The organism is Sunxiuqinia sp. A32 (assembly GCF_052690465.1).
Window position 1 is genome coordinate 1 of record NZ_JBQYLI010000013.1, and the last position, 23,735, is coordinate 23,735.

Annotated in this window: 17 protein-coding genes; 11 read left to right on the plus strand and 6 right to left on the minus strand. The window is 37.4% G+C overall.

Annotation, left to right across the window (positions count from 1 at the left end):
• Positions 1-99 precede the first annotated feature (99 nt).
• Entirely contained in the window at positions 100-3,381 is a 3,282-nt protein-coding gene (locus tag ACUNWD_RS13615; protein WP_445588372.1) for a VPS10 domain-containing protein, read from the minus strand.
• 203 nt (positions 3,382-3,584) lie between these two features.
• Positions 3,585-4,124, minus strand: coding sequence for a cysteine hydrolase family protein (locus ACUNWD_RS13620; RefSeq protein ID WP_445588373.1), 540 nt, complete (start codon positions 4,122-4,124; stop codon positions 3,585-3,587).
• A 173-nt stretch (positions 4,125-4,297) separates the two neighbouring features.
• On the opposite strand from ACUNWD_RS13620, the gene porQ reads away from it, so the two are divergent.
• The 9 genes from porQ to ACUNWD_RS13665 all read left to right on the plus strand — a co-directional run bounded on the left by porQ (position 4,298) and on the right by ACUNWD_RS13665 (position 14,687).
• A complete protein-coding gene (porQ, locus tag ACUNWD_RS13625) occupies positions 4,298-5,326 on the plus strand; it encodes a type IX secretion system protein PorQ (RefSeq protein WP_445588374.1) in 1,029 nt (342 codons plus the stop codon).
• Positions 5,327-5,413: 87 nt separating this feature from the next.
• Positions 5,414-6,106 carry a (d)CMP kinase gene (cmk, locus tag ACUNWD_RS13630; RefSeq protein WP_445588375.1) on the plus strand — a complete coding sequence of 231 codons (693 nt, stop codon included), beginning with the start codon at positions 5,414-5,416 and terminating at the stop codon, positions 6,104-6,106.
• The gene (locus tag ACUNWD_RS13635) at positions 6,103-6,954 is read left to right on the plus strand and encodes a 4-hydroxy-3-methylbut-2-enyl diphosphate reductase (RefSeq protein ID WP_445588376.1); all 852 of its coding nucleotides are present in this window, start codon (positions 6,103-6,105) and stop codon (positions 6,952-6,954) included. The genes cmk and ACUNWD_RS13635 overlap by 4 nt, the downstream gene beginning before the upstream one ends.
• 117 nt (positions 6,955-7,071) lie before the next feature.
• A complete protein-coding gene (priA, locus tag ACUNWD_RS13640) occupies positions 7,072-9,543 on the plus strand; it encodes a replication restart helicase PriA (protein ID WP_445588377.1) in 2,472 nt (823 codons plus the stop codon).
• A gap of 88 nt (positions 9,544-9,631) precedes the next feature.
• Positions 9,632-10,630 (plus strand): bifunctional heptose 7-phosphate kinase/heptose 1-phosphate adenyltransferase, encoded by a 999-nt coding sequence (locus ACUNWD_RS13645; protein WP_445588378.1) that lies wholly within the window; start codon positions 9,632-9,634, stop codon positions 10,628-10,630.
• Positions 10,631-10,748: 118 nt separating this feature from the next.
• Entirely contained in the window at positions 10,749-11,549 is an 801-nt protein-coding gene (locus ACUNWD_RS13650) for a ParA family protein (protein ID WP_445588379.1), read from the plus strand.
• A 13-nt stretch (positions 11,550-11,562) separates the two neighbouring features.
• A complete protein-coding gene (locus ACUNWD_RS13655; protein ID WP_445588380.1) occupies positions 11,563-12,438 on the plus strand; it encodes a ParB/RepB/Spo0J family partition protein in 876 nt (291 codons plus the stop codon).
• Positions 12,439-12,464: 26 nt separating this feature from the next.
• Positions 12,465-13,067: a DUF5683 domain-containing protein gene (locus ACUNWD_RS13660; RefSeq protein WP_445588381.1), complete on the plus strand. Its 603-nt coding sequence runs from the start codon at positions 12,465-12,467 to the stop codon at positions 13,065-13,067.
• Positions 13,068-13,085: 18 nt separating this feature from the next.
• Positions 13,086-14,687 carry a transglycosylase SLT domain-containing protein gene (locus tag ACUNWD_RS13665; protein WP_445588382.1) on the plus strand — a complete coding sequence of 534 codons (1,602 nt, stop codon included), beginning with the start codon at positions 13,086-13,088 and terminating at the stop codon, positions 14,685-14,687.
• A gap of 99 nt (positions 14,688-14,786) precedes the next feature.
• Here the strand turns inward: ACUNWD_RS13665 and ACUNWD_RS13670 are convergent, their stop codons facing one another.
• On the minus strand, positions 14,787-16,142 hold the full coding sequence (locus tag ACUNWD_RS13670; protein WP_445588383.1) for a Gfo/Idh/MocA family oxidoreductase: 1,356 nt from the start codon (positions 16,140-16,142) through the stop codon (positions 14,787-14,789).
• A gap of 135 nt (positions 16,143-16,277) precedes the next feature.
• On the opposite strand from ACUNWD_RS13670, the gene ACUNWD_RS13675 reads away from it, so the two are divergent.
• Together ACUNWD_RS13675 and ACUNWD_RS13680 are read left to right on the plus strand one after the other, a co-directional pair.
• Positions 16,278-17,663, plus strand: coding sequence for a hypothetical protein (locus ACUNWD_RS13675; protein ID WP_445588384.1), 1,386 nt, complete (start codon positions 16,278-16,280; stop codon positions 17,661-17,663).
• Positions 17,660-19,180, plus strand: a complete 1,521-nt coding sequence (locus ACUNWD_RS13680) for an MBOAT family O-acyltransferase (RefSeq protein WP_445588385.1) — start codon at positions 17,660-17,662, stop codon at positions 19,178-19,180. The genes ACUNWD_RS13675 and ACUNWD_RS13680 overlap by 4 nt, the downstream gene beginning before the upstream one ends.
• 55 nt (positions 19,181-19,235) lie before the next feature.
• Here ACUNWD_RS13680 and ACUNWD_RS13685 read toward each other — a convergent pair whose 3' ends face one another.
• The 3 genes from ACUNWD_RS13685 to ACUNWD_RS13695 form a co-directional block, all read right to left on the minus strand.
• Entirely contained in the window at positions 19,236-19,670 is a 435-nt protein-coding gene (locus tag ACUNWD_RS13685; protein ID WP_445588386.1) for a hypothetical protein, read from the minus strand.
• An 83-nt stretch (positions 19,671-19,753) separates the two neighbouring features.
• Positions 19,754-21,664 (minus strand): DUF3857 domain-containing protein, encoded by a 1,911-nt coding sequence (locus ACUNWD_RS13690; protein WP_445588387.1) that lies wholly within the window; start codon positions 21,662-21,664, stop codon positions 19,754-19,756.
• Entirely contained in the window at positions 21,665-23,710 is a 2,046-nt protein-coding gene (locus ACUNWD_RS13695) for a DUF3857 domain-containing protein (protein ID WP_445588388.1), read from the minus strand.
• Positions 23,711-23,735 lie beyond the last annotated feature (25 nt).

Genomic DNA, 23,735 nt, shown 5'->3' on the forward strand with positions numbered 1-23,735 from the left:
AAAAATAGAACCAGGAAAAAACCAAATGAGAAAGAAAAAAAAACCGTCCCAAAAACTTGTTTTGAGACGGCCTCTTCTTGTTTTTGTATCAGTTTGGTATTATTCGTTCCATTCAGGAAGACGTCCAGGAGTCCACGGAGCATTTAGCGCATTAAGTTCTGCTTCAATGGCTGGAATATCTTGTTCAACAAGTTGTTTTAGCTGTTTCAGAACCGGAGAAAATTCAGCAGAAAGAATTTCGAAATTTTCTTTTTCTGTCGTTGTAATTCCTGAAGTCGATCCCATGTGGTTATAGGCAATGAAATTTAATCTGTTCGACAACGGAACTTGTGCAGGAGGGATTTCTTCACCACTAGCCTTTGCTTTATCACCATTCATTTGATAATTAAGTTCATCAATTTGAACAGCAAGTTTGCGGGCTCTGTCCATTAAATCCTGATTTGCATTCGCAGTTGCATAAATGGCTTCTTTAATGTACTCAATCTTTGAACCTAATTCTCTTAAAAGATTGTTACATCCAACCACTGCTACCGATAACTTGCTTAGTTTTTTAGCAAAATCAACATTTTCAGAATAGTCAGTGGCCGGTAAGCTGGCGTTATTTAGTTTTTTACAGGTGAATTCCACTGGTTTAACCAGCTCGGTTAATTCACCTTCATGCCACAATTTTAGCCCAACTTTATATTTTCCCGGCATTGCCAGAATTCCACTTCCTCGTTTATCACTGATCGGATTGAATTTATCTTTGATTCTTACAGAAGAAGAATTCGCATACCTCAAATTCCATGTTATTCTGTTTATCCCTTTTGACGGTTTTGCTGTTAATTGATTGATAACATTTCCTTCTTCATCTTCAATACTGAAAATGAGATGCGAATTTTCTTGTTGGCTTTCCAGTTCCAGTTCGCGCCAAGTTGGTTGAGGGATCGGTTTTCCAGCTTTAAATAGTTCCTTCTCCTTTTCCTTGCGGAGGTCTTTTTTTGATTTTGGAGTGTCTTTTAGGTAATAAGTGAACGTTGCTCCGTAGTCTGGATTTTTCGATTTGAAATATGTGCTTCCCTGATTATTTTTACTGCCTTTCTGAATGTACATTAGCGCATCTTCAATAGCAAAGATATGGGCATCCTCGTTAGTCAATTCATGACTTAATTCTCGCAATGGGCTGTAATCGTTAAGAATATAAAAACCTCGTCCGAAAGTTGCTAAAACAAGATCACTTTCATCTTCCTGGATTGTAATATCCCGCACTGCGATTGTCGGCAACCCAGCTTTTAGTTGAACCCAGTTTTTACCATCATCAATAGTGAAGAAAACTCCAAACTCAGTCCCTGCAAATAGAAGTTCAGGCCGTTTGAAGTCTTGGACAATTGTATATACAGTACCGTTTTCTGGTAGATTTCCAGAGATGGAAGTCCATGTTTTTCCTTTATCTGTACTTTTATAGATATAAGGTTTAAAATCATTTCTTTTTAAATTATCAAAAGATGCATAGACTGTATTTTCGTCAAATTTATCGGCACAAAGATCACTTACATAGGTGTATTGTGGAACTTCGGGGAAAGATTTAACAAGTTGCCAGCTATTTCCGCCATTTTCAGAAATGGAGATTACACCGTCATCCGAACCTGCATATAATAACCCTTCTTTAACAGGGGATTCATCCAAAGAAACGAGGGTTCCCCATAGTGAGGTAGAAACGTCTTTTACAACTGCATCGGCAGGCCAATATTTGCCCATAACCGGGAAATTGTTTCTATCCGTTTGGCTTGTTAAATCGTCACTGATTATCTCCCAGGTACTTCCCTGATCATCACTTTTAAATACCTTATTTGCTGCTGAATATAGCCGTTTCCCATTGTGTGGACTCACGATCATTGGAGCATTCCAGTTCCATTTGTAAGTTTCTTCACCTTTCTTTTCTCTGGGTTTTATATTTAGGCGCTCACCACTTTTTTTATCGTATCTGTAAAGGTTTCCGTACTGGTATTCAGTATAAACTATATTTGGATCATCAGGATCAGTTGCCAGCCAGAAACCATCACCGCCAAGCGTAATTTCCCATTCGTCATTAATAACCCCATCACTACAGGTATTTTGAGATGGACCAAACATTGAGTTGTTATCCTGAGTACCTCCGTAAACGTTGTAAAATGGCTTTTCATTGTCAACATGAACCCGGTAAAATTGGGTGATTGGCAGGTTTTCTTTAAAATCAAAAGTATTTCCGCAGTCCCACGTTTCATAAATTCCACCGTCGCCACCAATCATGAAGTGTTCGGTGTCTTTGGGGTCAATCCAAATTGCATGGTCATCAACATGTCTTCCTTTTGTGCTTATGCGTTTCCATGTCTTACCAGCATCAAGGGTAAATGCTGAAAAAGTTTCAACAGAGTATACTTTGTCGACATCTTTCGGGTCGCAATAAATTTCATTATAATACTGACCACTGGCCGAATAATCGCTCATTTTATTCCAGCTTTCACCTTGGTTGGTTGAGCGAAAGAAACCTCCTTTTCCTTCAGCAGCTTCAACAATTAAATAAAGCACATTCGGATCAACAGGTGAAACATCAATCCCCATTCCACCGATATCAACCTTCGGAAGTCCTTCGGTAATTTTTCGCCAATTGGCGCCGGCATCAGTAGATTTATAAACTGAGGATTCGGGACCACCACCAATTTTTGTAAATGAAGTTCGTCTCCGTTGCTCAGAAGTGGCATAGAGAATATCCGGATTTTTAGGATCCATTTTGATATTATTAACCCCAGTGTTTTCGCTGATTTCCAAAATTCGCTCCCAGGTTTTTCCACCGTCAATGGTTTTATACAAACCTCGCTCTCCACCGGGACCCCAGGCAGAACCTTCGCATGCAACATAAACTATATCGGAATTTCTTGGATCAATGACAATTCCACCAATCTGAAAACTTTCTTTTAACCCCATGTTTTTAAAGGACTTTCCTCCATCGAGCGATTTGTATATTCCATCGCCGTACCCAAGCGCCCGTTGGTGGTTGTTTTCGCCGGTTCCCACCCATACAATATTTGGATTGTTTGGATCTAGCTCTACATCGCCAATAGCATAGGAACCGTATTTGTCAAAGACTGGCTGCCAGGTTGTTCCATTATTGGAAGTTTTCCACACATTACCACTGGCAACTCCCACGTAAAATTCTTTTGGATTTTTCGGATTGACGGCAAAATCAGCAATTCTTCCGCTTGCCCACGCTGGTCCAATGCTCCGAAATTTTAATCCGCTTACTAAACTACTGGTAATAATTGTGTCGCCTTTCGTTTGCTCAGTGTCTTTATCTTTCTTTTTTGCCCAGCTAAAAGAAGAGGATAAGAGAACTAAGGCAAGTAGTAGTGCTGCTTTTTTCATAAAAATTGTGATTGAGTTTTAAATGTAAATAGTCTTTTTAGAACCCGAAAAATTACACACTTAGGAGGTAAATAAATAAGATATATGTCAGTTTGTAATTTATGCTGAATGAATTTTGATGGAAATGTTTTCTTTTTGAATGTAACTTGTTTACAAACCTGAAAAAGAGTCGAACATATTCTGGAATTTCATTACGGCGGAAACTATTTTTTGTGAACGAAACTGTTATAGCTTTTTACTTCAATAATTCCTTCTGTTGGAATCATCTCTTTCCAAATCCAATTATAATGTTCGATAATTTTGTCGGCATTCAAATGAGGTCGGTCAGCGGTGGTGTGTGCATCTGAAATTACAGTAGTATAATAATCATGATTTAATGCAGAGCGGACCGTTGAATCTACACAAAAGTCAGTTGCACAACCTGTGATTACCAATCTCGATACTTCCAATTTTTTTAAAACCGCGTCCAGCTTTGAGCGATAAAATGCATCATTTGCAGTTTTACTAACTACATAATCTCCACCCTCCCGAATTAATGATGGAATTATTTCCCATTCTTCAGTCCCGGGAACATAGCAATCAAATCTGCTCCCATCGTGTTGAATGAAAATGACTGGATAATTGTTTTCGCGAAAATAGGATGACAATTGGTTAATTCTGTCAATTACATTTACAGCGTCATAGCGGGGAGTTTTCGGGATGAATGACCCTTTTTGCATGTCGATGATTAACAGAGCTTTCATAATTAAATTGTCAGAATTTGGGCTTTTTATTGTGAAGATAAATATTGTATTTTAAACTCCCACTAAATATTAATGATTAAGATGACCATAAAGTAAAAAAAGGAACTGGCTACACTTACTGTTAATAATAAAAAAATAACTTTGGCGTTTGAAGTTAAAACCGGCAATTACCGATGATGACCAGAATAAGCATTCTCTTACTTTCAATATTTCTTGCCAACACTGTGTTTGCACAATTAGGCGGTGAGTCTACTTACGAATTTTTGAATTTACCTAACTCTGCGAGGATGGCAGCTCTGGGTGGAAATCAGGTTGCAATCTCTGATTCCACAGATTTGAACGTATCATATAACAATCCAGCATTGTTACATGTGGATATGGATAATCACTTGTTGATGAATTATGTGAGCTATTTTGATGATGTGAAATTTGGTTATGCTTCCTATGCAAAAGATTATGGTGATATTGGGACTTTTGCGTTGGGAATGCACTACATAAATTATGGAACTTTTCAATATGCTGAAACGAATGGACAGCGAAATGGGACGTTTAATGCGGCAGAGTACGCTCTAAATATTATCTGGTCAAAACAATTTGGGAAAATAAGAACTGGTGCCACTCTGAAACCAATTTTGTCGTCGTTCGAAGCTTACCAATCTTTTGGTGTAGCGATAGATTTGGGAGCTGCTTATGTTAGTAGTGACCGATTAACCAGCTTCGGCTTTGTATTAAAAAACATCGGAGCACAAATAACTACCTATTACGATAATGGAGACCGAGAGAATTTACCTTTCGATATGCAATTTGGTTTGTCAAAACGATTGGCACATGCGCCTGTTCGATTGTCTGCAACCATGCAGCATTTGCAGGATTGGGATTTACAAGTTCGTTTTGTAGATGAGGAGACCGGTGAACTGATGGGAGAGAAGGATGGTTTTGGAAAACAATTCATGCAGCACTTGCTTCTTGGTGTTGAGTTGCTGCCTTCCGAAAATTTCAGTGTTCGTGCCGGTTATAATTACCAGCGCAGGCAGGAACTCATGTTCGATGATAAAGCTTCTACCGTTGGTTTTTCCTGGGGATTTGGGTTTAAGATCAATCGTTTCCAATTTAATTACGGATCGGCCCGCTATCATTTGGCTGCTACAAGTAACCACATTTCTGTTGCGATTAATTTGAATAGTGATTATTCAAGAAGATAATATTTTAGCCCCGTAGTGAATTAACTTTCCTACTGTCTTTTCCGAAATTGATCTTTTGATGTTTATCTTTACCTTAAATTTTAATCGATGGCATCTTCAAAAATAGTTATAGCCTTTGACGGACATTCATCTTGTGGGAAAAGTACCGTTGCAAAACAGCTTGCCAAAGAACTTGGTTACATTTACATTGATACTGGAGCGATGTATCGTTCTGTTACCTTATTTGCAATTCGAAATGGATTAGCAGGAGATGGTAAAGTTGATGAGCAAGGATTGATCAAGCGGTTGGATGAAATAAAAATTGAATTTCGAAATAATCCAGTTACTGGAGAGAATGAAACTTATCTCAATGGAGAGAATGTAGAGGATGAGATTCGTCAGTTACCTGTTGCCAATCATGTTAGTCCGGTAGCGACCATTCGGGAAGTACGGAAAGCTATGGTGAAATTGCAGCAGGAAATGGGGAAGAACAAGGGAATTGTGATGGACGGACGCGATATTGGAACAGTCGTGTTTCCAAATGCTGAGCTGAAGATTTACATGACAGCAAGACCTGAAGTTCGGGCTCAGAGACGGTACGATGAACTGATAGGGAAGGGGAATCAGGTCGATTTTGATGATATTTTGAAAAATGTGTTGGAACGGGATCGGATTGATTCCTCGAGGGAAGTAAGCCCGTTGAAACAGGCAGATGATGCACTATTGCTCGATAATAGTGACATTACAAGGGAGGAGCAACTAAACTGGGTGCTGGAAATTGTGAAAGAGCGTTTGGGATGAAAGTTACCATTGATCAAAAGTCGGGTTTTTGTTTTGGAGTTGTAAACGCCATCCAAAAGGCAGAAATTACCCTTAAAAATGAGGAAGAGCTTTTTTGTTTGGGAGACATTGTCCATAACGGGATGGAGGTGGAACGATTGGAGTCATTAGGTTTGGTTACTATTGACAGGAACAAATTCTTCACTCTCAAAAATTGCAAGGTTTTGCTTCGTGCGCATGGAGAACCTCCATCAACCTATGAATATGCCAAAGAAAACAATATTGAATTAATAGATGCGACTTGTCCTGTTGTGTTGAAATTGCAGCAACGCGTAAAAAAAGCCTATCAGGAATTACAGCCGGAAGAAGGACAAATTATTTTATACGGCAAACCCGGCCATGCAGAAGTGGTGGGCTTAAGCGGGCAAACAAATGACGAGGCGATTGTAATTGAAAACGAAGATGACCTTCAAAAAATTGATCCGGATAAAACTTCTTACTTTTTTGCACAAACTACCAAGTCGATTGATAAATTCAATCAGTTTGGAAAGATTTTGAAGAAGAAGGTTTCGAAGAAATTAGTAGTTAAAGATACTATCTGCAGGCAGGTTTCGAACCGGGTTCCAAGATTGAAGATTTTTTCAACAGAGCATGAGGTGATCTTATTTGTTGGTGGAAAGAAAAGCTCAAATGCAAAATTCTTATTTGAAGTTTGTCAGCAAATAAACAAGAATAGTTATTTTGTTTCAAATCTTGAGGAGATTAATTCTGAATGGTTTGAAGGGAAAGAATCTGTCGGAATTTGTGGCGCAACTTCAACTCCTCAGTGGCTGATGGAAAAGGTTGCTGCTTATTTGAGGGCGATCTAGTTCAGGTAGGTTCAGGTTCTTAATTCGTGTTTTCGAGATCAATTTGTCTAAAGAATATTGTCAACCTGCGAGCTTGCTGTTCACACAAATCAATAAATTTTCCGATGTTTGTATGATATGCGTAACGAAATCTATGCTGAAGTCATATTGCCTCTTCCGGTGGGTGATTTGTTCACTTATCGGGTACCTCCTGATCTTGAACCATCTGTAAAAGTTGGAACACGGGCAGTTGTTCAGTTTGGGGTTCGCAAGTTTTATTCTGCTCTCATTTATCGGCTTACAGATAAAAAACCAGAGGGTGATTTTGAAGTTAAAGATTTAGATGCGATTCTTGATAGAGAACCCATTGTGAATAATGTCCAATTCATTCTATGGGAATGGGTTGCGGAGTATTATTGTTGTTCAATTGGTGAAGTTTATAAAGCGGCTTTGCCATCTGCTTTGAAACTAGAAAGCCAGTCGAAAATTAGGTTTAATCCTGAATTTGAATTTCCGGGAGATTTGCCTGGCGATGAAGAAGCTTTATTACTAATGTTGCAAGGACACGGACTTGCCAGTATTAGTGAGATTAATAAATTTCTTGGTAAAAAATCCTCGCTATCAACACTAAAGCTTTTATTGGAGAAGAACGCTATTATTTTAGAGGAAAAACTGAAAGATAGTTATAAACCAAAAACTGCAGCCTATGTCAGTCTTAATCCGAAACTGGACGATTCCAAAAAATTGGAACAGGCATTTGAGCAAATAAAAAGGGCAAAAAAGCAAACCAGCTTGTTGGAAGCTTTTCTTTCTGAAACAAAATATCACACGGATGTAAAATCCCGAATTGCCAAACGTGAGTTACTAGAAAAAAGTCATTCTTCTGATGGAATTTTAAAGTCGCTTGTGGATAAAGACATTCTTCAGTTGGAGGATATTGAGATTGGACGTTTGGATTTTGAAGAAAATGGTTCAATCACCATAAATGAATTAAATGAAGCACAGGAACAGGCATTGATTGAATTGAAAGAGAATTTCAAGAAGGACAGGCCTGTGCTGCTGCACGGAGTTACATCTAGTGGAAAAACGGAAGTGTACATTAAACTAATTGAAGAGCAGTTTGCAAAAGGAAAGCAAGTTCTTTACCTGGTTCCAGAGATAGGATTGACAACTCAACTGATAAGTCGGTTAAAAAAAGCATTTGGAAATAAAGCTGGTGTATATCACTCTAAGTTTAATGATGCAGAACGAGTTGAAATTTGGTTGAATATTCTTCAAGAAAAGGACGATGCCTATCAGCTGGTTTTAGGAGCTCGGTCTGCTGCGCTTTTGCCTTTCAATAATTTAGGGCTGATCATTGTGGATGAAGAGCATGAAAATAGTTACAAGCAATTTGATCCGGCTCCCCGCTATAATGCGCGTGATCTTGCTGTTGTTCATGGGAATATCCACAAAGCCGATGTGTTGCTGGGAACGGCAACTCCTTCCTTTGAAAGTTATATGAATACAAAAACCGGCAAGTACGGTTTAGTTAAATTAAATGAACGATATCAGGGGATTAAGTTGCCTGAGATCGTTATTGCCGATGTTCGAAAGGCAACTCGTCAGCGTTCAATGAAATCATTGTTAACACCTCAATTGTACAATCAGGTTGAAGAAGCATTGGGGAAAAAGGAACAAGTCATTTTGTTTCAAAACCGAAGAGGATTTGCGCCATATATACAATGCGGTTCTTGTGGCTGGATTCCAAAATGTAAGCATTGCGATGTTAGTTTAACTTATCACAAGTACAGATCAAGTTTAATTTGCCATTATTGTGGACATACATCCAGCTTGCCGCAAAACTGTGGCGAGTGTCATTCTGAGGATATTCGAACAAAAGGATTTGGTACCGAAAAGATCGAGGAAGAATTGTCTCTTTTATTCCCCGAGGCTCGAATTGCCCGTATGGATTTGGACACCACAAGGGCAAAAAGAGCTTATGAACAGCTTATTTATAAATTTGAAAGTGGGCAGCTCGATATTTTGGTTGGAACACAAATGGTCACCAAGGGACTTGACTTTGATAACGTTCGAGTTGTAGGCGTTTTAAATGCAGATCAATTGCTTAATTATCCAGACTTTAGGTCATTTGAGCGTTCCTTCCAATTGATGGCTCAGGTTAGTGGAAGGGCGGGGCGTAAAAATAAGCAAGGCACTGTGGTTATTCAAACCTACCAGCCAGATCATCCTGTTTTAAAAGAAGTCGTTGAGAACAAATATGAGCAGTTCTTCAACCAGCAAATGCAGGATCGGAGAATGTTTAAATATCCGCCATTTTATCGCTTGGTGAAAATTGTAATGAAGCATAAAAATAATAGCCGATTGGATTTGGCGGCTAATCATTTGGCGATGATTCTTCGTAAGCGGTTTGGCCAGAATGTGTTGGGGCCGGAATACCCGGTGATTAACAGAATTCAGAACTGGTATCAAAAAGAAATCTGGGTGAAACTTCCCAAAAACCATAAAACAGGATTGGCAAAAAAAGAAATTCAGGCAGAAATTACCAGGCTTAAGTCCTTACCTAACAATTCCAACTTAATTGTTTATGCTGACATTGATCCCATGTAGGCCTTTTTTTGAGAAAGATCAATTCGGGAAATAACTGCACACTTCTATTTTTTGCTACTTTTGTAGCAGCAACTAAAAAAAGCTATTTGTGGACAAACAGAAGGTTGATCAGATTTTTGAGAAATTTAGCAAGGTAAAGGCGCTTATTATTGGTGACGCAATGGTGGATTCTTATTTGTGGGGAAACATTGATCGGATATCGCCGGAAGCTCCAATTCCAATTGTTACCGTTAACAGACAAGAAAGTCGGTTAGGAGGAGCAGCTAATGTTTCATTGAATCTGCAAGCTTTGGGGGCAACTCCTGTCTTGGTTTCTGTTCTTGGTGATGATAGGCACGGAGACACTTTTATTGAACTTTTAGAAAAGCGAAATTTGAGTGATGAGGGAATAATTCGTTTCTCAAATCGAAAGACGACGCTTAAAACAAGGATTTTAAGTGGAACGCAACAAATTGCGCGTGTTGATGAAGAGGATGCACATTATATTTCTCCTGAAGAGGAAAATATAGTTTTTGATAAAGTTCAATCATTGGTCGATTCTCAGGATTTTGACATCCTTATTTTCGTGGATTACGATAAGGGAATAATCACTCCAAAATTAATCGATCAGATTTGTGATTTAGCAAAGTCTAAAAATATTCTGGTTGCTGTTGATCCTAAAAACAGGAATTTCAATGACTATAGCAAGGTTGACTTGTTCAAGCCAAACTTTAAAGAATTCAAAGAAGGAATTGATCAAAAACTTGAGAAAAATAATATTGATGAAATATTGAAAGCTGCTGAGAAAATCAAAAAGGAAAGGCAGTTTGGAATTATATTTATCACTTTAGCCGAGTTAGGTGTATTGATTAGCAATGGAGTGAAACAAAATCATTTTCCTGCAGAAATTCGCGATATCGCTGATGTGTCTGGCGCAGGAGATACGGTGATCGCAGTTGCTAGTTTGTGTTTGGCTGCTGGATTATCAACTCGTCTTGTGGCACAACTTTCAAATTTGGCGGGCGGACTCGTATGTGAAAAATCCGGTGTTGTACCCATCGATTATGACCGATTGAAGCGGGAAGCAAGGAAGATTAAAAAGCCCTGAGTTTTAAGATGATTGAAATCAGATCATTACGCTGATTCGCATTAAAAAAACTTAAAATCCAATCATTTTCTGCATAAAATATTAACTTTGAAACTTGTCAAATTCAGGATACAAAAACATGGGAAAAGTTATAGCTTTTGCAAACCAAAAAGGTGGGGTAGGAAAGACAACGTCTGCCATTAACCTGGCGGCCAGTATGGCAGTTTTGGAAAAAAAAGTATTGATTATTGATGCTGATCCTCAGGCGAATGCAACCTCCGGGATAGGTTTTGACGTGCGAAATGTTAAAACAAGTATCTATGAGTGCATTGTTGATGACATTGATCCCCGTAAGATTATCCTGAAGTCGGAAATTGAAAACCTGGATTTACTTCCTTCACATATCGATTTGGTTGGTGCTGAAATTGAAATGCTAAATCTTCCGAATCGGGAAAAAGTGATGAAAGTGGTTATCGAAAAAATCAGGGATGACTATGATTTTATTTTCATCGATTGTTCTCCTTCATTGGGATTGATCACAGTGAACTCGTTAACTGCTGCAGATGCTATCATTATTCCTGTACAGGCTGAATATTTTGCCTTGGAAGGACTGGGTAAGTTGTTGAATACGATAAAAATTATCCAGACTCGATTGAACCCTGAATTAGAAATCGAAGGATTCCTGTTGACCATGTTTGACTCTCGTTTAAACCTGTCAAATCAAGTTTATGAAGAAGTGAAAACTCATTTTGGTGAAATGGTATTTGACACACTCATTCATCGAAATATTAAGTTGAGTGAAGCTCCTAGTTACGGTCTTCCGGCTGTGCTATACGATGCTTCTTCTAAAGGAGCGGTAAGTTACATGGAGTTGGCCAGGGAAATTTTACAAAAAAACGACCTGACTCAAATTAGGAATGCTGAAAAAGTAATAGAATAATATCGCTGTAATTATGGCAAAAAGAAATGCATTGGGACGCGGCTTAGGTGCTTTGATTGATGATGCCGATAAAATGGAGGCCAGTTCGTCAATTAACGAAATCTCTATTGAAAATATAGAAGCAAATCCGTATCAACCACGAACTAAATTTGATGAAGAAGCTTTAAGAGAATTGGCTGCTTCTATCAAAGAGGTGGGGATTATTCAGCCAATTACACTACGTCAGTTGACTCCTGAAAAGTATCAGATTATTGCCGGGGAGCGACGTTTTCGTGCATCGAAATTAGCTGGTCTTACAACAGTACCTGCATATGTTCGTACTGCTGATGATGAGGGAATGCTTGAGATGGCTTTGGTTGAAAATATCCAGCGTGAGGATTTGGATGCCATTGAGATCGCTGTGTCATATCAACGACTTATTGAAGAATGTAAGCTTACACAGGAAAGTTTGAGTGATCGCGTTGGGAAAAAACGCTCAACGGTATCCAACTATCTCCGACTTTTGAAATTGCCAGCGAAGATTCAGAAAGGGATAATTGAGAAAATTATTACCATGGGACATGCCCGTGCGTTGGTTAATGTACCAAATCCGGAAGATCAATTGGAAGTTTTTGATCTGATTGTTTCAGAAGAATTATCCGTTAGAAAAGTTGAAGAAATTGTTCGTAATCTGAATTCATCAGAGAAGAAAGAGACAAACAGCTCCCCGGTTGTTAAGGAAAAACATCCGGAAGAGTATGGTGAGTTAAAAGAACACTTAAGTAAATTCTTTAAAACGAAAGTTGATTTTTCGCTTAACAATAAAGGAAAAGGAAAGATCGTTATCCCTTTTAGCACGCCTAAAGACCTTGAACGTATCATAGGTATTTTGGATAAGTTAAAAGACTAGAGGAAAAGGCCATAAAAAACAGAAAATTGAACTACTTAAAAATAGCTTTATTCTCAATCCTGTTTGTTTTAACAGGATTTTGTGCATCTGCTCAGCAAGTTACGAATGCCGATAGTGTGTTGGTATATCGTGAGAAGTTGGATCATTCACCCCGAAAAGCAACTATTTATTCTGCAGTGTTGCCGGGTTTGGGACAGATATACAACAAGAAATATTGGAAAGCTCCGTTAATCTATATAGGTTTTGCAGCTTTTGGATATTTTATTGATTGGAATAATGACCAATATGTTGTTTATAGGCAAGCTTATGCTGATATAATCGATGATGATCCCAATACAAATTCCTTTAAGCATCTTGATCTGGAGGGAAGGTATGATTTTGATAATCCTAGTCAGCTTCAACAATTGGGAGACCGGATAAAAAGGGCAAAGGATTATTCTCGGAGAAATCGCGATATGGTTATTATTTCAACAGCTGCGTTTTACGCGATAAATATTATTGATGCGAGTGTTGATGCACATTTTTTTGATTTTGATATTAGTGATGATTTATCTTTTAAGTGGGCACCAGGCCCGGTATATTGTGCAAATAAACCAATGGCGGGCATATATTGCAGGATTAGATTTTAGGGAAAGATTATGAGAAAAATGAAAATTACAAGCTTAATAATTGCTGTCTTAATAAGTGTAAATGTACTTGCATTAAGTACTAAGAAGGAGAACATTCGGAGGTTGAAAACTATCCAGGTAGTACAGCTTGATACTTTGAACGGGTACGAGAAAAAGTATGTTGATCCGGTTGAAAACCTGAATGATATATTTGCTGAAAAAATCGATAGCATGCTGAATTCTTGGTATATCCAGAATGCTTTTGTGCTGGATGATAATACTTTGGAAGTTGACAGCAGCAAAATTGTTTCATTGCCGGATTCAATTTATATTCAGCGACTTCAATCGATTGAATCATATGTGGATTTATCTTTTAATAAAACAGTTAAGAATTTTATCGAGCTTTATACTCAACGCAGACGTGATCAGGTAGAAGTTATGTTGGGCCTGGCAAATTACTACTTCCCAATTTTTGAAGAAGTATTGGATAAGTATGATTTGCCTATGGAGTTGAAATACATGGCAATTATTGAATCTGCATTGAATCCGGTCGCACGTTCACGTGCTAATGCTGTTGGATTATGGCAGTTTATGTATGGAACCGGTAAAATGTATAAGTTAGAGATTGGGACTTTTGTGGATGAAAGAAGGGATCCGGTAAAGGCAACTGATGCAGCTGCCCGTTATTTGAGCGATCTTTATAAGATATATAAGAATTGGCACTTGGTTATTGCAGCTTATAATTGTGGTCCTGGAAATGTAAATAAAGCGATACGCAGGTCTGGAGGAGCAAGGGACTATTGGACTATTTATTATCGGTTGCCAAGAGAAACGCGGGGATATGTACCTGCATTTATTGCTGCAGCTTACGTTATGAATTTTTACCAGGAACATAATCTGCATACACACTATCCGGATTTCCCATTGGTTACTGATACCTTGCAAGTGAGAGATTATTTGCATTTTAAGCAGATAGCCGAGCAAATTGACGTGCCAATAGAGCAATTAAGATCATTGAATCCTCAGTACAGGATGGATATTATTCCGGCAAAGGCAGACAAACCATATATATTGAAGATGCCAATTGAAAAGGTTGCTGATTTCATTGATTATGAAGACGATATTTTTGCGCATAATCGGAAGGAATTTTTTCCAAACAATGAAATTGTAAATCCTCAAAGTAGAAGTGCTTATCATCCTACCGATATAAAAGGGATGGATAAATTGATCTATACGGTAAAGTCTGGTGATAATCTTGGATTTATTTCAGAATGGTATCATGTAAAGATATCTGACCTCCGCTATTGGAATAATATTTACCGCAACCTGATTCGGGTTGGGCAGAAGTTGGCAATTTATGTACCACAGGGGCAAGGAGATCATTATAGCGATGTAAACAGCATGAGCTTTGCCGAAAAGCAAGCATTCAAAGGAAAGACAGTTAAAAGCAATGGCGGCGGTGGATCATATGCATCAACGGATGGGCAATACGTTTACTATACTGTTCGGAGAGGAGATAACCTATGGTCAATTGCGCGGAAATTTCCAGGGATTTCTAACAATGATATTATTAAGGAAAATGGCTTAGGCAAATCTGGAAGCATTCAGCCAGGCCAGCGGTTGCGTATAAAGAAATTGTAGATTTAGCAAAATATTAGCATAGAAAAAGGGTAGATTCATCACGAATTCTACCCTTTTTTGGTAATCTATTGTATCAGATATTACTTCTTTTTAATGGTATTATGTCCAAAGGTTTTCTCCGTATTCCCAACCTTTACGGGCAGGTTCTTTAATATATGGATCCAGCTCGGGACGGCCAATAGCTTTCATGTTTTCAGCATCATACTTAATAGTTCCTCCAAAACGTTGGGCCAAAACGCCTACTTGTGACATCTCCATTAAGCTGGCGGCATAGTCAAAATTTGATCCCGGAAGCGTGTTGTTTTTGATTGCATCAATCCATTCTTGAACTGGTTGCTCTTCTCCAACCCTTGGGATTGTTTGTGCTGGCGCATTTTTGAGGAATTCTTTCATTTCCTCATCGGGAACAAGTAATCTGGCGTCATTTGGTCGACCACCGGTAATCAATGTTTTTTTGTCGCCAATCATGATCATTCCACTGTTTGGAATTTCATCAACACCCCATTCTGGTCGGATATCAGGTTTTTTAATTCCTTCAAACCATTGCATCTTCACGGGAGCTTTGTCTCCTCTTGCATTAAAATGCCAGGTGACAACCGATTCTTCAGCAACAAAACTGTGATCTGGAATTGGATCAATTATTTCTGCTTTTACAGTATGTGGCAAGCCGAGATCCAGTGCCCAGAATGGAGCATCCAAAGTGTGGCAACACCAATCTCCAAGTTTGCCATTTCCAAAGTCATAGAATCCGCGCCAGGTTCTCGGTGCATAAAGATTATTGAATGGACGTTCTGCTGCTGGGCCAAGCCAAAGATCATAATCCAGACCTTTTGGAACTTCTTGCGCTTGAGGAGGAAAGGTCTCTGGTTTTCCAAAGTAGCCATCATGTTCAAAATCGATTTTGCCATCCCATCGTATGACTTCTTTCACTTGCCCTAAAACTCCAGCTTCGTACCATTCTTTAACCAGTCTGATACCATTTGTCGTATGCCCCTGATTTCCCATTTGAGAAACAATACCATAATGTTTGGCGGCTTTTTTCATCGTTCTTAATTGCCAAATATTATGAGCCAATGGTTTTTCAACAAAAACGTGTTTGCCAAGTTCCATTGCTGCCATTGCTGCAGGGAAGTGAGTGTGATCTGGAGTAGCAATAATTACCGCATCGATATCATTGCTCATTTCGTCAAACATCACTCTAAAGTCCTTGTATTTCTTTGCATCCGGGCAAGCTTCAAATCCTTTTGCAGACATGCGGTCATCAACATCGCACATCGCGACGATGCTCTCTCTCGGTACTTGCGTCCAACTGGCGGCTCCTCTTCCTCCAACACCAATCACTGCAATGTTTAATCGGTCGTTGGCTGAGCAACTTAAGAAGTTTGGAATGATTAGGGTGCTTAATCCAAGTGCTGTTGATTTTTTCAGAAAATCCCTCCGTGAATTATTTTCCATCGTGTACATTTATTAGGTTTAAAAAATGGTTTAGCATTCAAATATACAAAATACAAAACAGAACACAACAGGATAGAGGTAGATTTGCATAAACACGATTTTAACTCTATTTTTATTCAGAGCTAGATTATCAAAATGAATCCTATAAAGGCTTTTTTATTCCTTTTATTCGTAATTGCTACTTTTTTATCTATTCTTTATTTGAATGAATATAGAAGTTCGGAACCTATTGTCTCTGAAGTTATCGTCAATAAAGAAGAGTTGGTTGATACAATAACCAAACTTCCGATTATTGAAAAGAATATTTCAGAGAAAATTCAGGATACTGATTCTATTGTCGAGCTTGAAAGTACGATTGAACCTGAACAGGAAGAGAAAAATTTATTTAATCCTCAGCCATTTATATATTCACCTAACGACTCGATTAAGTTTGATTATTTGAAAAATAAATTGAATAACGCAGCTGATCAGAAATTACCTGTGCGGATTCTATATTTTGGTGATTCGCAAATTGAAAATGATCGTATTACTTCCGGATTGCGAAGAGAACTACAATTGCGTTATGGGGGGAAAGGGCTTGGTTTCATTTCACTTGAGCAACTTTATAATTCTTCTCATCAGCTTATGTTGGAGCTTTCCAATGATTGGACCTTAAAGAGTTTTCAGGATAAAGATTACTTAAATCCAAGTTTGCTTTTTAAAAATGGGATACTCAAAGAAGATGAAAAAAGTGGTTGGTTTCGCATCAAAAGAATTCAATCGCTTCATCCGAAAGCAGATTATGAATTGATTAAAATTTATTACCTGAATACCGGCAATTGTCAACTAAATATAACCAGTTCAAAAGAGAATGTTTATGATGGAAGTTTACCCGAGGAAGATGGAATAGGGGTTCTTGATGTTAATTTCAACCGGACTCCTGAGAACATAAAACTCACCTTTACCAATGAAACGGAATTGAATATATTGGGCATTTCTCTTGAAAGTAAAAATGGTGTTTTGGTTGACAATATTGCCTTGAGGGGGCTATCGTATCCTACTTTTGAATGGTCTGATACTACCTATATCGAACAGATGATGGAGCAGTTGAATCCTGGTTTATTTGTTTTTCATTTTGGAGTAAACTTGGTTCCATATGATTCTGAAGACTATTTTTATTTTAAGAAGTATTTTAAGCGACAAATTCTTTTTCTAAAAGAAAATTATCCATTGGTTCCAATATTAATTGTGGGTGTTTCGGATATGGCAAAAAAGCAAAACGGACTGTTTAAATCATATTCAAATATAGAACAGATAAAATCAATACAGAAGCAGGTTGCTCTTGAAACAAATTCGATTTTTTGGGATTTGGAAGCCTTTATGGGGGGACCAGGAGGAATGGTAAATTGGGTTTCTGCAAATCCCGAATTAGGGCGCAAAGATTACACGCATTTTTCAAAAGAGGGGGCTGAAATAATAGGAGAGGAGTTGTCCTCTATGATTATAAAAGAGTGTGCAAATGATTCAATAACGGTGCAATGATTTTTGATAGAGTACAACATACTATTGAGAATATTTGGCAATACCGACCAGATGAACCCTTGTTTTATACAGGGCTGGCATTTTGGTTGGTGTTTACCTTGTTTTTAGGGGTTTACTCTTTCATCTACAAAAAAAATCAAGTTCGAAATATTTATCTTTTGGCAATTAGCTGGTTTATTTATTATCAAATGAATGGCGCTTTTTTGTCGTTGTTAATCGTTTCTTGTTTATCAAATTTCGGATTTGGAATTTTGATTGAAAAGCATCGGAAGAAAGGATGGTTGATTACTGCTGTTGCTGTTAACTTGTTGCTTTTGGGGTATTTTAAGTATGCTTATTTTGTGACAGATGCTTTTAATTCACTTTTCGATTCGGACTTAAAAGTGGTGAATTGGATTGGAATTCTGCTAAATCAAGTTATGAAGGATGCAGTAGACATACATTCGATTCTTTTACCAATTGGAATTTCATTTTACACATTTCAGGCAATCAGTTATGTGGTTGATGTTTACAATAACAAAACCGAATCGGTTAAGAATGTACTAGACTTTAGCTTTTATTTAAGTTTTTTCCCACAGTTAGTTGCCGGACCGATAGTACGAGCCTCATCTTTCATTCCGCAATTGTATCAAAAATATCAACTTAGCAGAGAAGAGTTTAGTCATGCGGTATTTCTTATCTCGAAGGGATTATTTAAGAAAATGGTCATTGCTGATTTCCTGGCTACTAATTTTATTGACCGTATTTTTGAGGCACCTTTGGCTTATTCGGGAATAGAAAATTTGTTCGCGGTTTATACGTATTCAATTCAAATTTATTGCGATTTTTCTGGATATACTGATATTGCAATCGGGTTGGCGTTGATCCTAGGGTTTAAGATTCCTGTTAATTTTAATTCGCCTTATAAATCAACAAGTTTGACCGATTTTTGGCATCGCTGGCATATTTCACTTTCTCTTTGGTTGAAAGACTACTTGTATATACCATTAGGCGGAAACAGAAAAGGCGCAATTCGAACCTATACAAATCTATTAATAACCATGTTGCTTGGAGGTTTGTGGCACGGAGCGAATATCCGGTTTATAATTTGGGGGTTAATTCATGGTCTTGGCTTAGTTATTGAAAAAGCTTCCCGAAAGATTTTTAATATTGGAAATCATCTGTCAAGGTGGAAAGAAATATTGGCTGTTTTCTTCACATTTCAGCTTGTTAGTATTGCTTGGGTCTTTTTTCGCGCAAAAGATTTTAGGACTGTGCTTCAGATGTTTAATCAACTGAAATATCACTTTGTTCTTAAGCAACCAGGTACTGAATGGAAATTATATTTGCCAGTAATTGGTGTGTTCCTACTTGGGTTGATACTTAGCTGGTTTCCTGCAGCCTTAAAGGAAAAAATTAGGGGGTGGTTTATTCATTCAACCCTAATTGCACAAGGGATTTTAGTCGTATTTGTTTTATTAACTATCGCATTTGTCTTTAAATCAGGTATTCAACCATTTATATATTTTCGCTTTTAGTAAATAACGCTCCCTTGTATATTAAGCAAGGGAGATTAAGGAATATCGTAATTATTTAGATCCGATCCCAAGGAATGCCGCCCAGAATAAACAAAGCTGCAAATCCAAACCAAAATAGTGTTTTTGAAAATTTGAGTCGGTCAGTGGTTGCCTTTTTTGAACGAGACCAGCCGATATGAACGAAAGCTACTGCCAATATCATGATAAGTAGATGCTCAACCAAATAGAATCGCAAGTCTGGATTTTTCATTGCTGCTCCAAAATCTTGAAAGGCCATTTTGGTAATTGGGCTTAAGAAGACATATAGTACCAATCCGGTCAATAATTGCAAGTCCATCAATGAAGTAAAAACTACTCCCAAAATATTGTCTGATTTGTTCCATCGTTTTTGCCCAAACCACCCAATAAAATACTTAATTAAAACAACTAATAAACTTAGTAGAATCAACCATCTCAATCCGCTGTGTAAGTGTAATAATCCTGTGTACATCTTTTATAATTTGATTTTACAGTTAAACAGATAATCTGACTTTTGGTTTTCCTATGTCAGAAATGAAAGTGAAAGGTTAGGAGTTAACCAACTCCATTTAGTATGATTTTTTCTTTTTCCTGTTTATTGATTCTATTTAAAAATAGATCAATTTCAGTGAATTCAGATGGTTCAAATTTCCCCTGATTGATTTGAACGAACCGTGATATTAATAGTTGATTTTTATCTAATTGTTGATAGCTAATACAATAAGAACCATAGGCTGAATTGAAATTAACCATTTTGGGTAAATACTCTACCTCCATGTTTTGTGGGTAGTTTATAACAATTGAATCAGAATAGCAGTACCCGACACTTTGATAAAAAACAGTTTTTCTGTCATTCGATATGTTTGATGGGTAGCTTTCTTCAATCAGAAAATTTGGCTCAATAAATAATCGTTTGCCGGATTTTACGGCATATTTATTTATTCCACCTGATAGATTCAGCGTTGCTTTAGCACTGTCGGTCGATTCATTTTTTACAGCAAAGTTTGTAATGTTCAGTGAGTTCGCATCAATTTCTTTTAAAAGCGATTTTCGTTGATCTTTAGGAGAAGAATTGATTGTTGAATAAATATCCTCAAAAATATAGTTTTCAAATGCCGTTTTTAGATGAGTTTTTGCATTTCCATCTGCATCTAAATTGACTTTAATCGTTGAGTGGCGAGTATTCTCATTTGTATGATAGGTTGGTGTACGCACTAATTCTCCTCCATCTTTTTTTACCAGCAATGCCCATCTGTCAGAGTTGCTCCCCCAAATGTACCCAAATGGTACATTCTGACTGGTGCATTCAAGCCACACCGTGTCTTTTGCCATTGGGACACAGAGTATGACATGGTTGGTTTGGCGAGCTGTTGGGAAATCTGGGAATTTAATTTTCTGATTTGATCCATTTCCAATTTCAGTGTAATGAGCCTCTATGTCTATACATTTAAGTAGTGCTTTTGTGTAGTTGCTCAGTGCTTTACAATCTCCGTATCCTTTTTCGTCTACATCCGATGCCAGTATGGGCTGAAAACCACCAATTCCGTAAGCAATGTTTACGTAACGCGTTTTATTTTGCATGTATTGGTAAACAGCTTTAACTTTCTCTTTTTTTGAAGAAATTGTATCTGTAATTGCTTTGATTTTGGCGACAGTTTCTTCTGAAAGTTCATCTCTGGATTCAATTAAACTGTATACCCATTTGCCGTAACTTTCCCAACTGGAGAAATCTCCCACAGAGCCTTCATATGATATTTGTCCCGGTGAAATTAGTACAGCCGAAAAAATTTCCAGATAATCAGGGCTCATAGGTTGCCATGAAATTGCCTTTATATCGTGAGCTTTCCATTGATAAATTTTATTTCCCTCTTCTTCTTTGCATTCAAATTCGAAATCGTGGTTTAGCTCTTTAATATTAATATCATACTTGATTGGCACCTCAAAAGTTAATTCAGCATATTCAGTGCTAACGTCATATTGATTTTGAGGCATCCAAGGCCTTACTCCAACAAAACCATCGTATTCAATAGTGTACACATATTCAAATGTAAACGGATAAATATTGCTGGAGGCTTTAAAGTATTTTACTCGATTATCGCTAAACATGGTATAACTACTGTTGTAAGCATAATCTTGAATCTCCTTCTTTTTGACTTTTCTTATTTCATTTCCTTGTTCATCATATAAATTGATTTCCAGATTATCTACCGCTGAGTTTTTATCATAGTTTATCAGTAGCTGTGCGCTTGATGCACCTCCTTTGTTGAGTATAGTTACGACATAGTGAACATCCATCGAGTATTTATCAATCGATGATCTGTGATACTTTACTGAGTAGTTTCGAACAACTGCATCTGCCTCGAATTTCAATGAATCGCTGATAAGATTTACATTCCAATTATTATCGCAGAAACCGTGTAATTGTGAAAGAACAAGGATAAGGAGTACTATTAAATTCTTATGCATTTAGATTGATTTTAAAACCACGAACTCGTTTTGTTTATCGATAACCAATTGGAAAAATTGTTTTAGGAAATCATATTCTGAGGGAAGAAATTGACTTTTATTAAGCATGAAGACTGAACTAACGTGCAGGCCATTTCCAAACTTTTTAACCTGATACATGAACTTTCCATCATTGTTTGGTAAAGTAGCAACTAGTGTTTCAGGGAGTTCGCTAACTTCGTAATTTTCAGGGAGTGAAATCGTGTAGATTTGCTGAATTTTATAGGGATAACTGAATTCCACAGGAAATTCTCTGGTTTCAAGTTTGAATGGATTTTCATTAAAAAATGGATCTACCATTGGAGAAAAATAAGCCATTTCATTTGTGTTGTTGACTTGATTATCAATGTCAAATTCATAGCTCATTATAAGCTCCTTGCTTGAATCAATACCATCAAGTTTTAGATTCTTAATACTCCAGTCTTTCTTTTCTTCATTTTTATTTTTTTCGTATTCCTGTATCGTATTAGACTCGCCAAACTCCTTTCTTTCCTGATATGCTGCATACTCATCAAGTTTGAGTGAGGCTTTCCCTGTGACCGAAAGGTCTTCTCCAATTGTTAATGAATAATTGGATGATGCTTCGTAGGTCATATAGTCCATTAGATTAATCCATTTTTCTCCGGTAGTACCAATAATTCTTCCTTTGTCATTTAAACATCTTATCGGAAGTAGATTGATTTCAGAATCAGGGTCGGTGGCATCCAGTAGGTAGGTGTTGCCGTCTAGAGCAATCATAGCAATCACATAATTGAAACGGCTAATTGAAGGATGGGTTGGTACAATTATCCCATTTTTTCTGGTACTTAAAATTACTGGATTACTTGAAAAACCCAATTCTCTTAGTAAGCCAACCAAGTTTAGGTTCACCTCGCTACAGTTGCCGGTCTTATCTTTATATGCTTTTGATAAAGAAGTTTTTACATATTTATTATAAATGCCATTCCAGCTAATTTGTTTTTTTATATGGTTGAAGGCCATGGAGACTAACTCAAGACCTTCAACTTCTTGGTTCCTGAGTTTTTCGACATCGTCTTTTAGATAATTTAAATGAGTGAGAGCTTTCCCGAAACTTTCTTCGTCCATGAGGTCCTCATCGATTTCTTCCCAAGTGGTTGTGTAATAGTTTACTTTTCCATGATTAAATTGGGTCGATTGCAATTCAAAATCCACCTTCGTTAAATAATTTTTTTCAGTTTTAAGAAACTTTTCCTCCGGAAATGCCGGTATGTTGGTGCCATCAAATATGTAAACATTTTCCTTGTAGTCAAATGTCTGATTGTATTTTTGTCCCCCGGTATCACCTTCTTTAAATGTTAGTTCCAGTTTCCTATTGCGGCTTTTTTGTTCAGCTACAATTTGGTAATAACCTGTTTGGGATACATTGTATTTAAAATATTCAGGAATTTCAACTACATACTGGCTACTTAATGAGGGGATTGAATGCTGGAAGAACCATTCTCGTAGATTGAAATAGAAATCAGATTTGATTGTATATTCAACTTCTATGATTGATCCATTTTTTACGTTTGGCATCGCAAGTTTTTCAATGTCCCAATATTTGCTGGATTCTTCGGTATTGACCGCATCTTTTTCAATCTTTGTTTTTATTACCTTACCATTTTCGAGGTTATAAGTTAGTGCCCGTATTCGTGTAACTTCCTCTTTACCTTTTCCCGCATGATACAACGGAATTTCAATGTTTCCCCAGTCGAAAGCTTGGTCATCAATTATTTTAATTCGGAAATGGCGATTAAATAATAGTTGAAATCCCTTGTTCGAACCGGCATACCTTGTATCAACTGTCTTATTTGCATATTCAAATCTAGACCAGCCGCTGTCAAATATAAAGTAGGCATGAGCATTTGAATCTATCGGACAATATTCATCTTCAAAATCTTCCGCACTAATTTTTCCAAATTTCACGGGTGATTTTTGTGCAAATGAGGATTGAATAATACCTACGAAAAGAAATAAATAAATCAGCTGGGTGAATTTGATTTTCATAATAGTTGATTAAAAGGGTGAGTAA

Bases quoted from the DNA above. Each gene is read 5' to 3' on its own strand.
- ACUNWD_RS13615 (WP_445588372.1), bottom strand. From the start codon at position 3,381: ATGAAAAAAGCAGCACTACTACTTGCCTTAGTTCTCTTATCCTCTTCT.
- ACUNWD_RS13695 (WP_445588388.1), bottom strand. From the start codon at position 23,710: ATGAAAATCAAATTCACCCAGCTGATTTATTTATTTCTTTTCGTAGGT.
- cmk (WP_445588375.1), top strand. From the start codon at position 5,414: ATGGCATCTTCAAAAATAGTTATAGCCTTTGACGGACATTCATCTTGT.
- ACUNWD_RS13650 (WP_445588379.1), top strand. From the start codon at position 10,749: ATGGGAAAAGTTATAGCTTTTGCAAACCAAAAAGGTGGGGTAGGAAAG.
- ACUNWD_RS13655 (WP_445588380.1), top strand. From the start codon at position 11,563: ATGGCAAAAAGAAATGCATTGGGACGCGGCTTAGGTGCTTTGATTGAT.
- ACUNWD_RS13690 (WP_445588387.1), bottom strand. From the start codon at position 21,664: ATGCATAAGAATTTAATAGTACTCCTTATCCTTGTTCTTTCACAATTA.
- ACUNWD_RS13670 (WP_445588383.1), bottom strand. From the start codon at position 16,142: ATGGAAAATAATTCACGGAGGGATTTTCTGAAAAAATCAACAGCACTT.
- ACUNWD_RS13635 (WP_445588376.1), top strand. From the start codon at position 6,103: ATGAAAGTTACCATTGATCAAAAGTCGGGTTTTTGTTTTGGAGTTGTA.
- ACUNWD_RS13680 (WP_445588385.1), top strand. From the start codon at position 17,660: ATGATTTTTGATAGAGTACAACATACTATTGAGAATATTTGGCAATAC.
- ACUNWD_RS13675 (WP_445588384.1), top strand. From the start codon at position 16,278: ATGAATCCTATAAAGGCTTTTTTATTCCTTTTATTCGTAATTGCTACT.
- ACUNWD_RS13620 (WP_445588373.1), bottom strand. From the start codon at position 4,124: ATGAAAGCTCTGTTAATCATCGACATGCAAAAAGGGTCATTCATCCCG.
- ACUNWD_RS13665 (WP_445588382.1), top strand. From the start codon at position 13,086: ATGAAAATTACAAGCTTAATAATTGCTGTCTTAATAAGTGTAAATGTA.
- priA (WP_445588377.1), top strand. From the start codon at position 7,072: ATGCGTAACGAAATCTATGCTGAAGTCATATTGCCTCTTCCGGTGGGT.
- porQ (WP_445588374.1), top strand. From the start codon at position 4,298: ATGATGACCAGAATAAGCATTCTCTTACTTTCAATATTTCTTGCCAAC.
- ACUNWD_RS13685 (WP_445588386.1), bottom strand. From the start codon at position 19,670: ATGTACACAGGATTATTACACTTACACAGCGGATTGAGATGGTTGATT.